This is a genomic window from Roseobacter phycocola (genome assembly GCF_042055075.2).
In the GTDB taxonomy this organism is placed as follows: domain Bacteria; phylum Pseudomonadota; class Alphaproteobacteria; order Rhodobacterales; family Rhodobacteraceae; genus Roseobacter.
This window is the reverse complement of sequence record NZ_CP194010.1, coordinates 1,901,487-1,914,707: the sequence shown is the minus strand read 5'-3', so window position 1 is coordinate 1,914,707 and position 13,221 is coordinate 1,901,487. Positions and strand designations below refer to the sequence as shown.

Annotated in this window: 15 protein-coding genes; 9 read left to right on the top strand and 6 right to left on the bottom strand. The window is 60.1% G+C overall.

Going from position 1 to position 13,221, the window contains the following annotated elements; translation table 11 throughout:
• Positions 1-61 precede the first annotated feature (61 nt).
• From AB4K19_RS09430 to AB4K19_RS09420, 3 genes are read left to right on the top strand one after another with little or no spacing between them, the layout of a single operon-like run.
• A complete protein-coding gene (locus AB4K19_RS09430) occupies positions 62-436 on the top strand; it encodes a hypothetical protein (RefSeq protein ID WP_375228137.1) in 375 nt (124 codons plus the stop codon).
• Between the two features lie 4 nt (positions 437-440).
• Positions 441-758 (top strand): helix-turn-helix domain-containing protein, encoded by a 318-nt coding sequence (locus AB4K19_RS09425; RefSeq protein ID WP_436399493.1) that lies wholly within the window; start codon positions 441-443, stop codon positions 756-758.
• The gene (locus tag AB4K19_RS09420; protein ID WP_375228135.1) at positions 743-1,072 is read left to right on the top strand and encodes a hypothetical protein; all 330 of its coding nucleotides are present in this window, start codon (positions 743-745) and stop codon (positions 1,070-1,072) included. Before AB4K19_RS09425 ends, AB4K19_RS09420 begins: the two co-directional genes overlap by 16 nt.
• Here AB4K19_RS09420 and gatB read toward each other — a convergent pair whose 3' ends face one another.
• The 3 genes from gatB to AB4K19_RS09405 form a co-directional block, all read right to left on the bottom strand.
• Complete coding sequence (gatB, locus tag AB4K19_RS09415; RefSeq protein ID WP_375228134.1) at positions 1,073-2,584, bottom strand: Asp-tRNA(Asn)/Glu-tRNA(Gln) amidotransferase subunit GatB; 1,512 nt, start codon at positions 2,582-2,584, stop codon at positions 1,073-1,075.
• Between the two features lie 77 nt (positions 2,585-2,661).
• Complete coding sequence (locus AB4K19_RS09410) at positions 2,662-3,132, bottom strand: hypothetical protein (protein WP_436399492.1); 471 nt, start codon at positions 3,130-3,132, stop codon at positions 2,662-2,664.
• Between the two features lie 29 nt (positions 3,133-3,161).
• Positions 3,162-4,469 (bottom strand): hypothetical protein, encoded by a 1,308-nt coding sequence (locus tag AB4K19_RS09405; RefSeq protein ID WP_375228131.1) that lies wholly within the window; start codon positions 4,467-4,469, stop codon positions 3,162-3,164.
• A gap of 230 nt (positions 4,470-4,699) precedes the next feature.
• Here AB4K19_RS09405 and AB4K19_RS09400 point away from each other — a divergent pair, with 230 nt between their 5' ends.
• Positions 4,700-5,299 carry a transglycosylase SLT domain-containing protein gene (locus AB4K19_RS09400; RefSeq protein ID WP_375228130.1) on the top strand — a complete coding sequence of 200 codons (600 nt, stop codon included), beginning with the start codon at positions 4,700-4,702 and terminating at the stop codon, positions 5,297-5,299.
• A 38-nt stretch (positions 5,300-5,337) separates the two neighbouring features.
• On the opposite strand, the gene AB4K19_RS09395 is transcribed toward AB4K19_RS09400, so the two are convergent.
• The 3 genes from AB4K19_RS09395 to pepN are packed head-to-tail and all read right to left on the bottom strand — an operon-like array spanning position 5,338 to position 9,057.
• Entirely contained in the window at positions 5,338-5,805 is a 468-nt protein-coding gene (locus tag AB4K19_RS09395) for a hypothetical protein (RefSeq protein ID WP_436399491.1), read from the bottom strand.
• Positions 5,765-6,505 (bottom strand): SDR family oxidoreductase, encoded by a 741-nt coding sequence (locus tag AB4K19_RS09390; protein ID WP_375228128.1) that lies wholly within the window; start codon positions 6,503-6,505, stop codon positions 5,765-5,767. Before AB4K19_RS09390 ends, AB4K19_RS09395 begins: the two co-directional genes overlap by 41 nt.
• Entirely contained in the window at positions 6,505-9,057 is a 2,553-nt protein-coding gene (gene pepN / locus AB4K19_RS09385; RefSeq protein ID WP_375228127.1) for an aminopeptidase N, read from the bottom strand. The genes AB4K19_RS09390 and pepN overlap by 1 nt, the downstream gene beginning before the upstream one ends.
• 105 nt (positions 9,058-9,162) lie before the next feature.
• On the opposite strand from pepN, the gene AB4K19_RS09380 reads away from it, so the two are divergent.
• The 5 genes from AB4K19_RS09380 to AB4K19_RS09360 all read left to right on the top strand — a co-directional run bounded on the left by AB4K19_RS09380 (position 9,163) and on the right by AB4K19_RS09360 (position 13,219).
• Positions 9,163-9,333, top strand: a complete 171-nt coding sequence (locus AB4K19_RS09380; RefSeq protein WP_375228126.1) for a hypothetical protein — start codon at positions 9,163-9,165, stop codon at positions 9,331-9,333.
• Positions 9,333-9,482, top strand: a complete 150-nt coding sequence (locus AB4K19_RS09375) for a DUF2256 domain-containing protein (protein ID WP_375228125.1) — start codon at positions 9,333-9,335, stop codon at positions 9,480-9,482. Before AB4K19_RS09380 ends, AB4K19_RS09375 begins: the two co-directional genes overlap by 1 nt.
• 199 nt (positions 9,483-9,681) lie before the next feature.
• Complete coding sequence (locus AB4K19_RS09370; RefSeq protein ID WP_375228124.1) at positions 9,682-11,823, top strand: malate synthase G; 2,142 nt, start codon at positions 9,682-9,684, stop codon at positions 11,821-11,823.
• A 75-nt stretch (positions 11,824-11,898) separates the two neighbouring features.
• On the top strand, positions 11,899-12,324 hold the full coding sequence (locus tag AB4K19_RS09365; protein WP_375228123.1) for a GlcG/HbpS family heme-binding protein: 426 nt from the start codon (positions 11,899-11,901) through the stop codon (positions 12,322-12,324).
• 118 nt (positions 12,325-12,442) lie between these two features.
• Positions 12,443-13,219, top strand: coding sequence for a gamma-glutamyl-gamma-aminobutyrate hydrolase family protein (locus tag AB4K19_RS09360; protein ID WP_375228122.1), 777 nt, complete (start codon positions 12,443-12,445; stop codon positions 13,217-13,219).
• The last annotated feature ends 2 nt before the right edge of the window (positions 13,220-13,221 follow it).

Sequence of the window (13,221 nt, the reverse complement as noted above, 5' to 3'; positions counted from 1 at the left end):
GAAAAGAACTGGGATGGCAACGACGCGATATTCACCAGAATACATATATACTTGACAGAATATGCACCCGGATATATATAAGCGATACCAGAAACGGGAAATCCGTTACCCGGAAGGGTTTGAGGCGGAACTCGTTGGCGGCATCAGGCACCTGTCCATACCGTGCCGTGAAAACATTCTGATGCTCGAAAAGGAGTTCAGATCGAATGACCCGGACACTTCAGAACGTTGTGGACGCCTTGCCGGCGGTTATGTGGTCTGTGCGGTGATGATACCGGAGTGCAAAGCACACAGACTGGTGGTGTCCCTGGAAGTGGCGGCGTCCGGACCGCCGCCGCTGATGATCCACGGCGCTGTTCCCGCCGATGACAGCTGTGCCGCTGCACGTGACATGGTGATCCGGCACCGAAATCTTGATGTAACTGAATGGGAGTGATCCTGTGATAACGCTCAAAGACCTTCTGATTGCTGATGATCCGGCCCTTGCGGAGTCCTGGGACAGGAACAAGGCGAAACGCGATATGGCTCTGCTGTTTCGTTCGTTACGCAAGAAAGCCGGGCTGACACAGACCGAACTGGCTGAACGTTCCGGTCTGTCGCAGTCTCATATTTCCAAGATGGAATCCGCGACAGGAGCGTTACCTGAAATCCAGTCGTGTTCACGGTATTTTCACGCCTGTGGTGCCCGTCTGAAGATCACACCCTTTGTCGATGAGGCCGAGGAAGCTGTCGGGGATGAAGTGTGTGCGGTGATCTGATCGCCTGCACCGGCGGATATCTCACGCATCCCACATTTCTGAACGCAGCAGGGGCATTGGGCATAGGCCTTCTGGCCGTTCCCGCGTTCTCTCTCAATTTCAACAAAAAGACTCTCGCCCGGATCGAAGACCTCGTGCAGTCCCGCCGCGAACAGGGGGACAGCAGTGCGCTGGATGTCATCGCGCAGGAGCTGGAGCAGGATGCCGCCTTCCGGGTAGCCCGCTGGCGACGTGCTGATGAGATCTGTCTTAAGGTCGGCTACGGTCTGCTGCTGGGCTCGGCCGTTCTGCGGATTTTTACGCCCGTGACCTGATCAGCCCTTGAGTTTTTGCGCAACCAGCTGGTTCACAGCCTTGGGGTTGGCTTTGCCACCCGTCGCCTTCATCACCTGACCCACAAACCAGCCCGCCAGCTTCGGGTTTTCCTGCGCCTTGGCCACCTGTTCCGGATTGGCTGCGATGATCTCGTCCACAGCGGCTTCGATGGCACCTGTGTCCGTCACCTGCTTCATGCCGCGCGCTTCAACAATCTCTGCGGGGTCGCCACCTTCGGTGTAAACGATTTCAAAGAGGTCCTTGGCGATTTTGCCGGAAATCGCATCTGATGCGATGAGGTCGATGATGCCGCCCAGCTGTGCAGGGCTCACCGGACTGTCCGTGATGTCGCGGTCGTCCTTTTTCAGCCGTCCAAAGAGTTCGTTGATCACCCAGTTCGCCGCGGATTTGCCATCGCGCCCCTGAGCGACCGCTTCAAAGTAGCCTGCGCTGTCCAGGTCCGCCGTCAGCACGGAGGCATCATAGTCGCTCAGGCCGAAGTCATTGATGAAACGGGCTTTCTTGGCATCCGGCAGTTCCGGCAGATTCGCCGCGATGTCGTCCACCCAGGCCTGCTCGATTTCCAGAGGCAGAAGGTCAGGGTCGGGGAAATAGCGGTAGTCGTGCGCTTCCTCCTTGGACCGCATGGATCGCGTTTCATTCCTGTCGGGATCGTACAGGCGGGTTTCCTGCTCAACTTCACCGCCAGCCTCAACAATTGCGATCTGGCGGCGCGCCTCAACTTCGATGGCCTGCTGGATGAACCGCATGGAATTCATGTTCTTGATCTCGCAGCGCGTGCCAAGGTGGCTGAAATCCTGTGTCGCCTGGTATTTCTCATAGGCACCGGGGCGGCAGACCGACACGTTCACGTCCGCGCGCATGGATCCGGATTGCATGTTGCCGTCACAGGTGCCCAGGTATCGCAGGATCTGGCGCAGCTTCGCCAGATAGGCGGCGGCCTCTTCGGGGCCGCGGATGTCGGGGCGCGACACGATCTCCATCAGCGCCACACCGGTACGGTTCAGGTCCACAAAGGACATGTTCGGGTCCATATCATGGATCGATTTGCCCGCATCCTGTTCCAGGTGGATGCGCTCGACCCGCACGAGGCGGGCTGTGCCGTCACCCATTTCGACCAGGACTTCGCCTTCGCCAACGATAGGGTGATAGAGCTGGCTGATCTGATATCCCTGTGGCAGGTCCGGATAGAAATAGTTCTTGCGGTCAAATGCAGAGGTCAGGTTGATCTCTGCCTTCAGGCCCAGGCCCGTTCGAACCGCCTGCTCGACGCAGAACTCATTGATCGTGGGCAGCATGCCGGGCATGGCCGCATCCACAAAGGAAACGTTATTGTTGGGTTCGGCGCCAAACGTGGTGGACGCCGGCGAGAAGAGTTTTGCATTCGACGTGACCTGGGCATGAACCTCCATGCCGATCACCAGTTCCCAGTCGTCTTTTGCTCCGGCAATGACTTTTGGCTTTGGTGTGTCGTAGGTCAGATCGAGCATGGCGCAGCGTTCCCGCAGTTCAGTTCAGACTGCAAGCGTCTTAGGCCAGGCGGGGAAAGGTCGCAAGTCCTGCTATGTCAGTGGATCTCGGGCAGGGCGGCCCAGCTCAGGTCGAGGGTGGTCGCACCGGCGGGCGTCCGCAGGTTGCGCCGCAGACACATACGCGAGTCGGATGTGAAATTGTCACGGATGCGCACCACCACAAGCGTGCTGAAGGTATGGTTCAGATCAACGGAAACAACATTGTCCGGCCCCATGGGGGGGAGGACCAGGGTCAGCACGTCACTGGCGCGGGTCCCGTCGAGCGGCACGTTGTAGTTCAGCGCTGCGTGAACGCGGGCGATTGCATCGTAGACGGGGAGGTGTTCGCCGGTCAGGTGGTAGTGCACGCGGGCGCAGCGCAGCAGGCTGACCTCGAGCGCCATGAGGCGGGCCTCATTGTCGCTGGTTGCGGAGCATGGTGCGGCCTGCACGGAGTCCGCTGTGCGGTGCCATTCGATCCAGTCACCGGTGTCCCAGTGCGCGGCGTCTGCGGGTATCGTCGTCATCATGTCCTCCCTTCCTGCCCTGCGTTCGTTTACGCCTGTTTTGTAACAGGTCCTTTGGGGGTAAACGTAATCTGTAGCCCTTCATTGATCTCATGACGGAACACGTGTCGCAAGAGTCTGAGCGCGTCTTCTCGCCCGGAAGCGGCAAAGCGTCGCGTTGAATTCACGCATAGGTTGTTGTCAAATCCCCGTGCGGCATGTGCCCAGATCAGCGGATGCAGTTCTGTCATGTGATTCCTGACAATCCAGCCGGCGCAGGCAGCAATTTTGCGGCGGGTGATGCGCGTATCTTCATCCGCACTCTGGTGTCGTGCAAAGCTGTTCATACACCATGCTGCGAGCAGGTTGGCGGTATACTGATCGGAACGGCGTTCCAGAATGTCGCCCAGGCCTTCGATAAAGAAATCCGTATCGAGCGCCGCGCAGACAGTTTCATCGCCCGACAGCGCGTCCATCATCACCCAGGTGTATCCACCGGCCCCCCAGTGCGGGAGCAGCCGTGCTGCAGTACGCCGTGCCTCAAGCTCCAGTGCCTGTCCGGACCCGAACCAGCGCGGCGACGCGTAATTGCCCAGAGACCGCAGTGGTGCGGGGTTCATTGGGTTCAGGTCGATCAGTTGTTCGAAATCGCGTGTCAGTGTGTCGAGGTGTTGGCCCCCGGCGCCGTGCAGGGCGCAAAACGCACCGCTCACAAAGGGCGATGTCTTCCGCGTCGGTGCGAAACGATCAAGAATATCCCGCGCACGGTCGAAATGGGCGGAAAAGGCTTCGAGGTTACGGTCCGGTACCTGGGATTCCCAACCGGTGCCACGCCAGAACCAGCCGGTGTCCGTATGTGCCATCGCCACGGTCGCCCCGCGCCATGGGCAGGCAGGATCTTCGGCAAGCATCTCCTCCAGCGCTTCGATCCCGGACATCAGCGCCGGGCTGCCCGCGCGCCGTCCATCGGTGAGCGCATGTTCAACCGCCAGAACGACGTCCGACCGGGCCCCGAAACTGAGCAGATCCGCAACCGGCATGCCGCCGGGTGTTGTTGCCCGTGTCCTGTCTGCCTCGCACATCAGATCCGCGAGGTCCTGCCAGCGGTCCTGTCGCGCAAGAAACTGCCCGCGCTGCTGGTGCTGATCCCGTATTCTGTCCTCGTCGGAGGGCATTGGGCAGGGGATCTGCAGAATTGAGTCGTCGGTCCCTTCTGCGGGAGTGGACTCACCGATAGCCCCCCGTTCACGCCGCCGCAGGACGGTCGTCAGAGGTTGCACGGGGTCGGACTGCAGGCCACGGCCGGTTTTGCCGGCGTTGCGTGCGCGGTGCCCGGGAAACAGGGACAGGATCGACATTTACTCATTCCGGAAACATTACACAGGCTCAGCATGGCGTCCCATTCCGGCTGAAACAAGGCGTCGCAGCGGAGATATCCCGGTATTTCAGCGCTCAGGGTCCGGCAGCATTCTGTATTGTTTCCCATAGGTAAACTGTGCTCCGTATCAGCCGCATATTGTCGGCACAAAAGCGCGTGGCCGCTGGTGGGCTCTTGCGCGCAAAGGTCAGGTCAGCGAAGAGTGAGCGCATGAAAACACTGCTTGCTGTCTCCTTCGCCGCTCTCCTGAGCATTTCCGCCTGCTCAGATGTCGCCCCAGTTGTCGAGGAGGAAGCAGGCCTTCCACCGATGCAATGGGCGCACAAGGAACAGAAAGACGATTGGAACGCAGCTGCACTGGACGCGCTTCGCTCGCATGGGCAGCCGCTGGTGGCGGTGGTCCCGTCCGATATTGCAGATTGGTGTCCTGCCTATCCCGATGCAGACACAGCAGACCGGGAAGCGTTCTGGATCGGTTTCATGTCCGCTCTGGCCGGGCATGAAAGCACATGGAAACCGCGGGCGGTGAACCCGAATGGCAAGTGGTTTGGCCTGCTGCAGATTTCACCGGCCACAGCGCGGGGCTACGGGTGTCGGGCCGGATCCGGTGAAGCGCTGAAAGATGGCGGTGAGAACCTCAGCTGTGCGATCCGTATCATGGCAGTAACCGTACCGCGTGACGGCGTCGTTGATGCGCGCGACTCGCGCTGGCGCGGTGTGGCCGCTGACTGGGGGCCATTGCGGCGCCAGTCCAAAACCAGCGAAATGTCTGCGTGGCTGCGTCAGCAACCTTATTGCGTCGCTGACTGAGCACGTAACCCTGTTGCCGGATACCTGATGCCGCGTCCTCAGCCGATCAGGGAGAAATGGTGCCTTTCGGTGCGAATCCCGCGCCGGTTCAGCAGCTCTTCAAAGGCTTTGTGCGGTGGCGTGCATTCATAAGGCAGACGCAGCTTTGTGCCCGCCGTCAGGATCAGTGTCACACGCACCGAAAAATCGAGGCGCGTATCGAGCCGGACCCGTTCCAGTTCTGAGAGGTTCACGTCGGCGCTGCGGCGTCCGGTCTGCCAGTGGATACTGGCGTCATCGAGCGTGAGGGTCGCCAGCGGGTTCTGCAGTATTTCCCAGAGCGCGGGCAGGGTGAACGCGCCCAGCAACAGCATGAGCCAGGGTGCGGCCTCCAGGAAAACAGCCGCCAGAGCGAGTGCGGACCAGATGGCCGCAACAGCGACGATACCGGTCCGGCTGCGCCCGCTCCGTTCAAAGTGAAACGGCTCAGCGCCCACCCGTGACGTCCAGCGTCGATCCGGTAACATAGCCCGCCTCGTCGGATACCAGCCACATGATGGCCGTCGCCACTTCGGCCGCAGAGCCCTTGCGTTTCATCGGCACCATGTGTGCCAGACGATCTGCCCGGCCCGGCTCACCGCCCTTGGCATGAAGTTCGGTTTCGATCAGACCCGGCCTCACGGCCATCACGCGGATGTTGTCCGCAGCAACTTCGTCGGACAAGCCTTTGGTAAAGCAGTCAATCGCAGCTTTGGAGGCCGCGTAGTCGACGTACTGGTTGCCCGAGCCTAGCCGGGCCGCGGCGGATGAGATATTCACAATCGCACCGCCCTGGCCTGCTGCCTGCATCCGCAGAACGGCCTCTTTCGCCACCAGCATCGCACCGATGACATTCACACGGAACATCCGGTCCAGCCGCGCGTAATCCATGTCGACCAGTTTTGCGGTCTGATCCACGATGCCGGCGTTGTTGATCAGAGCATTGAGACGTCCGAAATGATCGTCAATCTGTGCATACATCGCGGTGATTGCGTCCGGGTCCGCGACGTCGGCCTGACAGAGAAGCACATCTGCACCTGCTGCGCGGCAACGCCCGGCGACGGCTTCGGCGTCTGCGGTGCTGCTGCGGTAGTTCAGGGCAATGTCATAGCCGCGCGCGGCGGCGATGTCTGCACAGGCGGCTCCAATGCCGCTGGATCCGCCTGTGATCAGCAATACGGGTTTCATTATTCAGTTCCTCTGATTCTGGTAATCATCTCGCAGGTGTCGCGCGACAGACCGTCCTGGGACAGAATGCGGTCCAGCTCGGCAGCAACAATGGCCTGCCGGTCTGTGTCGTACCGCCGCCATGTCTGAAAGGCCGAGCACATGCGCGCAGTTGTCTGCGGATTGACCGGGTCCAGGCGGATGAGCCAGTCGGTCAGCAGCCTGTAGCCCGCCCCGTCTGCTGCATGAAATCCTGCGTGGTGAATCGCCAGCGATCCGAAAACAGCGCGGAACCTGTTGGGGTTTTTCCAGTTGAAATCGGCATGCTCTGTGAGTTTTGCTGCCGTTTCGGCTGTCCTGTCCGGTTCAGACTGAATGACCTGCAGCCCGAACCATTTGTCCATCACCAGCCGGTCGTCTTTCCATTGTGCCTCAAAGGTGCCGAGCGCGTCGTCGCCATTGCCTGTCCGGAGCAGGGCACCCAGAGCGGCAAGCTGCTGGGTCATATTGTCCGCGGCTTCAAACTGTTGGGCAGCACGGGCGCCATCATCGAGCCGGGACAGAAGGCTGAGCATGCCGTTTGCGAGCGCACGTTTGCCCGATTGCTGAGCGTCGGGCGCATAAGGTTCTGTCACCTGGTGCGTGTCCATCAGCACAGGCAGCAGATCCGCCATGTGCATCGCCATTGCGGCGCGCAGGTTGTCAGTGGCTGACCAGATCGCGGCCGGGTCGGGGGTTGTACCTTCGTTGAACAGCGTTGTTGCCAGCTCATTCTGAGCAGGCAGCCCCAGCATCAGCGCGCGGTATGCCGGATCGAGGGCGTCATCCGCGAGTACTGTCCGGATGCCGTTCAGATAATCGGGATCGGGTGCCGCACCCGTCCGGATCGTATTCAGCAGGCTTTCGCGGGCGATACCGCGCCCGGCTTCCCAGCGGTTGAACGGGTCCGTGTCATGCGCCAGCAGAAAGGCCCTGCGGGTGGCGGGCATGTTGCTCTTCAGTACGACCGGCGCCGAGAACCCGCGCAGCACAGAGGGAAACGGCTGCTCTGCCAGACCCTCGAAGGAAAAGCTCTGCGTCGTCTCTGTCAGCTCCAGCACAGTTGTCGGGACCACCTCCTGCCCGTCCTGCGCCAGCAGCCCCGTTGCAATCGGGATTACCTGGGGTTTCGGGTCCGGAGTTGTTGCGGAGGGTTTGAGCGACTGCGTGAACGTCAGCGTATAGGTTCCTGCATCCCAGGCCTCCTCAACGGTCACTTCCGGCGTGCCCGCCTGACTGTACCAGCGCGCAAACTGGCTAAGATCCCGTCCGGTTGTGTCCTCGAACACCTTCAGCCAGTCCTCAATCGTGCAGGCCTCGCCGTCATGACGGTCGAAATAGAGCTGCAGCGCCTTGTTATAGGCCTCCGCGCCGACCAGGGCGCGCAGCATGCCGATGACCTCGGCCCCTTTTTCATAGACCGTGGCCGTATAGAAGTTGTTGATTTCCTGAAAGCTTTCCGGCCGGACCGGATGCGCCAGCGGGCCCTGATCCTCAGCGAACTGCCGGCCGCGCAGGTCAATCACATCGCTGATCCGTTTGACAGGTGCCGAGCGCATATCGGAGGTGAACTGGCTGTCGCGGTAGACTGTCAGCCCCTCTTTGAGGCAGAGCTGGAACCAGTCCCGGCAGGTGATCCGGTTGCCCGTCCAGTTGTGGAAATACTCATGGGCGATAATGGCTTCGATGCGTTCGAAATTGCCGTCTGTGGACGTCTCCGGCGATGCAAGCACAGCGGAGGAGTTGAAGATATTCAGCCCCTTGTTCTCCATCGCGCCCATGTTGAAGTCGTCAACAGCCACAATATTGAAGACATCCAGGTCATATTCCCGGCCGTAGACGTCCTCGTCCCATTTCATGCTGTCTTTCAGCGCCTGCATGCCGAAGGCGCATTTGCCCTCGTCGCCGGGACGCACCCAAAGGTTCAGTTCAACTTCTTTTCCGGAGGCCGTGGTGAATGATCCCGCGTGGTTGACGAGTTCACCGGCGACGAGCGCGAAAAGGTAAGCAGGCTTCGGCCAGGGATCATGCCACTCTGCAAAGCCTTCGGACTGATCAGTCGGGTTGCCGTTGGACAGCAGAACCGGGTGAGGGCCATGAATTTTCACTGTGAAGGTGCTCATCACATCCGGTCGGTCCGGATAATAAGTGATCTTGCGGAACCCTTCGGCTTCGCACTGGGTGCAGTACATGCCGTTCGACATATAAAGGCCTTCAAGTGCCGTGTTGTTGGCCGGGTCGATAATCACCTCGGCCTCCCACACAAAGGTCTGATCCGGCACGGTACAGGTCAGACCTTCTGGCGTGACATCGGGCGTCACAGGTGCACCATCAACAGAGGCCGACACCAGTTCCAGGTTCTCGCCGTGCAGGAAAAAAACCGGGTCCCCGCCGGGCTTTGGCTCAAAGACAATACGGCTGTTTACCCGTGTCCGGTTGGGGTGCAGGGTAAAGGTCAGGGCCACCTCTTTGACGTTGTAGCCGAAGGGCCTGTAATCCTTGAGGTAAATGGTATCGGGGGCAGCGTCGCGCATGAGAACCTGTCAGATAAATTGGAACGGAATTCGCAACCGGACGTTATGTTGACAGCAGGTCCGCTGCAAGGTGCGGTGGATCAATTGAAAGAAAACGGAGGAGTTATGTCCGCACCCGACACAAATATCGAACGTCAGAAAACACGTCATGTCACCATGCTGCACGGTCTCTGGATCGGCATTCTGATCGCAGCAGGTGTTGCCTTTGTCGCATTGTCAGGCGGCGCTTCTGATGAGGCGGCGGCGCCTGCGACGGTATCTGAGGCTGCGGGCTGATGGGCATGCGCCGGAAAGGCGATCTGCCACAGAAAACCTGTGTGGTCTGTGGCAGGCCATTTTCCTGGCGGAAAAAGTGGGAAAAAGTCTGGGATGAAGTGCGCTACTGCTCGGACGCCTGCCGCCGGAACAGGAACGTTGCAAAGTGACTGAACGCCGGGTCGGGGCGTAGAGTCCGTGGCCGGGGGGTCGAAATGCACGCTGAGGGGGAAAATCTCAGCATCTTCCGGCTTCCGGGAGGGTTATTCAGAAAACAAACAGATTTTCGTCTGATCTTTGGTTGCCGGCACGCCCGGCCCGGCCTAAATCGCTGGATGCAATAGTATACAGAGAGCGGACGGAGACAGAATGACAGAACGTGTGAACCGCAGCGGGTTGCAGGTCAGCAAAGAACTGGCAGCCTTCATAGAGACTGCGGCTTTGCCGGGCACGGGTGTGCAGGCAGAGGCTTTCTGGGAGGGGCTGTCGACCCTTGCGCATGACTTCGGCCCGGAAAACGCTGCACTTCTTGAGAAACGTGCGGCCATTCAGGAACAGATTGATCAGTGGCATCGCGACCGCGCGGGTCAGGCACATGATCACAACGCCTATTGCGAATTCCTGCGGGACATCGGCTATCTGCTGCCTGAGGGCGATACTTTTGAAATTGACACCGCAAATGTGGATGCGGAAATCGCGCGGGTTCCGGGGCCGCAGCTTGTGGTGCCGATCACCAATGCGCGCTACGCGCTGAATGCGGCCAACGCGCGCTGGGGCAGCCTATATGACGGTTTTTATGGCACCGACGCCATGGGATCGCAGGCGCAGCCCGGCGGATATGACCAGGGTCACGGCGCGCGCGTTGTCGCCCGGGCGCGGGTGTTTCTGGACGAAGCCTTCCCGATCAGCAGTCTGAGCCACGCCGATGCGCGGCGGTACTATGTCTCCGGCGGTGAGCTCCTGATAGATGATCAGCCGCTGCAGCAACCCGAGAAATTCGTGGGCTACACCGGGCACCCCAAGGCTCCGGACAGTGTCATGCTGCGCAACAACGGTCTGCACGTTCAGCTGGTGTTCGACAGGACGCATGTGATCGGCAGCCGTGATCAGGCGGGGCTTGCGGACGTGCAGATGGAAAGCGCTGTGTCCGCGATCATGGACTGCGAGGATTCCGTGGCCTGTGTGGATGCCGAGGACAAGGTTCTGGCGTATACCAACTGGCTGGGCCTGATGAAGGGTGATCTGGAGGAGACCTTTGAAAAGGGCGGGGCGCAGCTCACCCGCAAACTGAACGACGATCGCGTTGTGACAACCGCGGATGGCTCTGAGGTAGTGCTGAAGGGGCGCGCGCTGATGCTGGTGCGTAATGTCGGGCATCTGATGACGAACCCTGCGATCCTCGACCGGGACGGAAATGAGATTTTCGAAGGCCTGATGGATGCGATGGTCACCACGCTTATCGCCATGCATGATCTCGCGCGTGACGGTGGGAATTCGCTGACAGGGTCGGTCTATGTGGTCAAACCCAAGATGCACGGGCCTGAGGAAGTTGCCTTTGCCGACAAAACCTTCACCCACGTGGAAAAGGTGCTGGGTCTGCCGCAGTACACGGTCAAGCTGGGCATCATGGACGAAGAGCGGCGCACATCCGTGAACCTCAAGGAATGCATCCGCGCCGCGAAAAGTCGTGTTGCCTTTATCAACACCGGGTTCCTCGACCGGACCGGCGACGAAATTCATACGTCGATGGAAGCCGGCCCGTTCAGCCGCAAGGATTTCATCAAGCGCAAGGCTTGGATCGGGGCCTACGAAAACCAGAACGTTGATATCGGGCTGGAGTGCGGTCTGAGTGGCAGGGCGCAGATCGGCAAGGGCATGTGGGCGATGCCCGACATGATGGCCGCCATGCTGGAGCAGAAGATTGAACATCCGAAATCCGGTGCGAACTGTGCCTGGGTGCCGAGTCCGACCGCCGCGACACTGCATGCGCTGCACTATCACAGGGTCGACGTGTTTGCCGTTCAGGAAAAGCTGCGTAAAGGCGGGCGCCGGGCTTATGTGGATACTGTCCTGAACATTCCGCTGGCCGAATACCGCAAGTGGACGGATGCACAGAAAATCCGCGAGGTGGAGAATAATGCGCAGGGTATTCTGGGCTATGTCGTGCGCTGGGTGGATCAGGGCGTCGGGTGTTCCAAGGTGCCTGATATGAACGACGTGGGCCTGATGGAAGACCGGGCCACCTGCCGGATTTCCGCGCAACACATCGCCAACTGGCTGCACCATGGTGTTGTGGACGGCCAGCAGGTGATGGCGGCGATGCGCAAGATGGCCGCAGTGGTGGATGAACAGAACGCAGGTGATGCGACCTATGCGCCAATGGCGCCCGGCTATGACGGTATTGCGTTTCAGGCAGCCTGTGATCTGGTATTCAACGGCCGCGAGCAGCCGTCGGGGTATACGGAACCGGTGCTGCACGCGCGCCGTCTGGAACTTAAGGCCGCTCAGTAATCTGCCGCAGGGGGGGCTGCCTGCCCCCCGAACCCCCCGGGGATATTTTTCGCCAGAAGAAACAGGGACAGGACAATGACAATTTCTTTGAGAAAAGCTCGCACCATCATCCGCAAAACGCTGGAAAAGGGGCGGGAGATGGATTTCAAACCGCTTTCCGTTGTGGTGCTGGATGCGGGCGGCCATGTGCAGGCGTTTGAGCGTGAAGACGGAGCCTCCCCGGGGCGGTTCGGCATTGCGCACGGCAAAGCATACGGATCGGTGATGCTGGGGATACCCGGATCGGCGCAGATGGCGCGGGCCGAGCAGCAGGCCTATTTTCTGAATGCCATGAACGGTGTCTTCAGTGGGCATGTGGTGCCTGTACCTGGCGGCATTCTGCTGCGTGACCGCAAAGGCGCGGTGATTGGCGCGGTTGGTGTCACTGGCGACACTTCCGACAATGACGTCATTGCGGGCATGGCCGGTGTTGAGGCTGCAGGACTGACCGGCGAGGCCTGACCGCTCCGCCAAAAAAAGCGGCATATGCATGAACGCACAGGCGCTTGCGCGTCCACGGGTCTGTTTTCGGTAACTTTTCTCACCTATATACGGTCGGAAAGAACGGAAGGGACTTTGGATGGCGCGCCCCGTAGTCGGCATTATCGGCAACTCTTATCTGCTGCATGACGAGTATCCTGTGCATGCAGGCGGCACGATGAATTCCGAGGCAGTTGCGGAAGTGTCCGGCTGCATGCCGATGCTGATCCCGACGGACCCGCGGTTTGTGTCTGTTGACGATCTGATGGCGCGATGTGACGGATTTCTGTTCACGGGCGGCCGACCCAATGTTCATCCCGAAGAATATGGTGAGGATCCGACCGAAGCGCATGGCGAATTTGATCGCAGCCGGGATGCCGTTACGCTGCCGCTGATCCGTGCCTGTGTGGACCGGGGCATGCCTTTTCTTGGGATCTGCCGCGGATTTCAGGAAGTGAACGTGGCTATGGGCGGTTCGCTTTATCCCGAAATCCGGGATCTGCCCGGGCGGATGAACCACCGCATGCCACCGGATGGCACCCTGGAAGAAAAGTTCGAGCACCGGCATACGGTCCGTTTCTCCGAAGGTGGCGTTTTCCATCGTCTGATGGGCGCGCCGGAGGTCATGACAAATACGCTGCACGGGCAGGGCATCAAAACCTCAGGTGCCCGCGTTGTGATTGACGGGACCGCGCCCGATGGCACGCCGGAGGCGATTTATGTCGACGGTGCGCCCGGGTTCACGTTGTCAGTGCAGTGGCATCCGGAATACCGGGCCGCGTGTGATCCGGTATCCCGACCGCTTTTTGCGGCATTCGGCACGGCTGTGCATGACTGGGCCGAGAGCGGGACCCCGCGCGCAGTGCAGGTTGCCTGAAC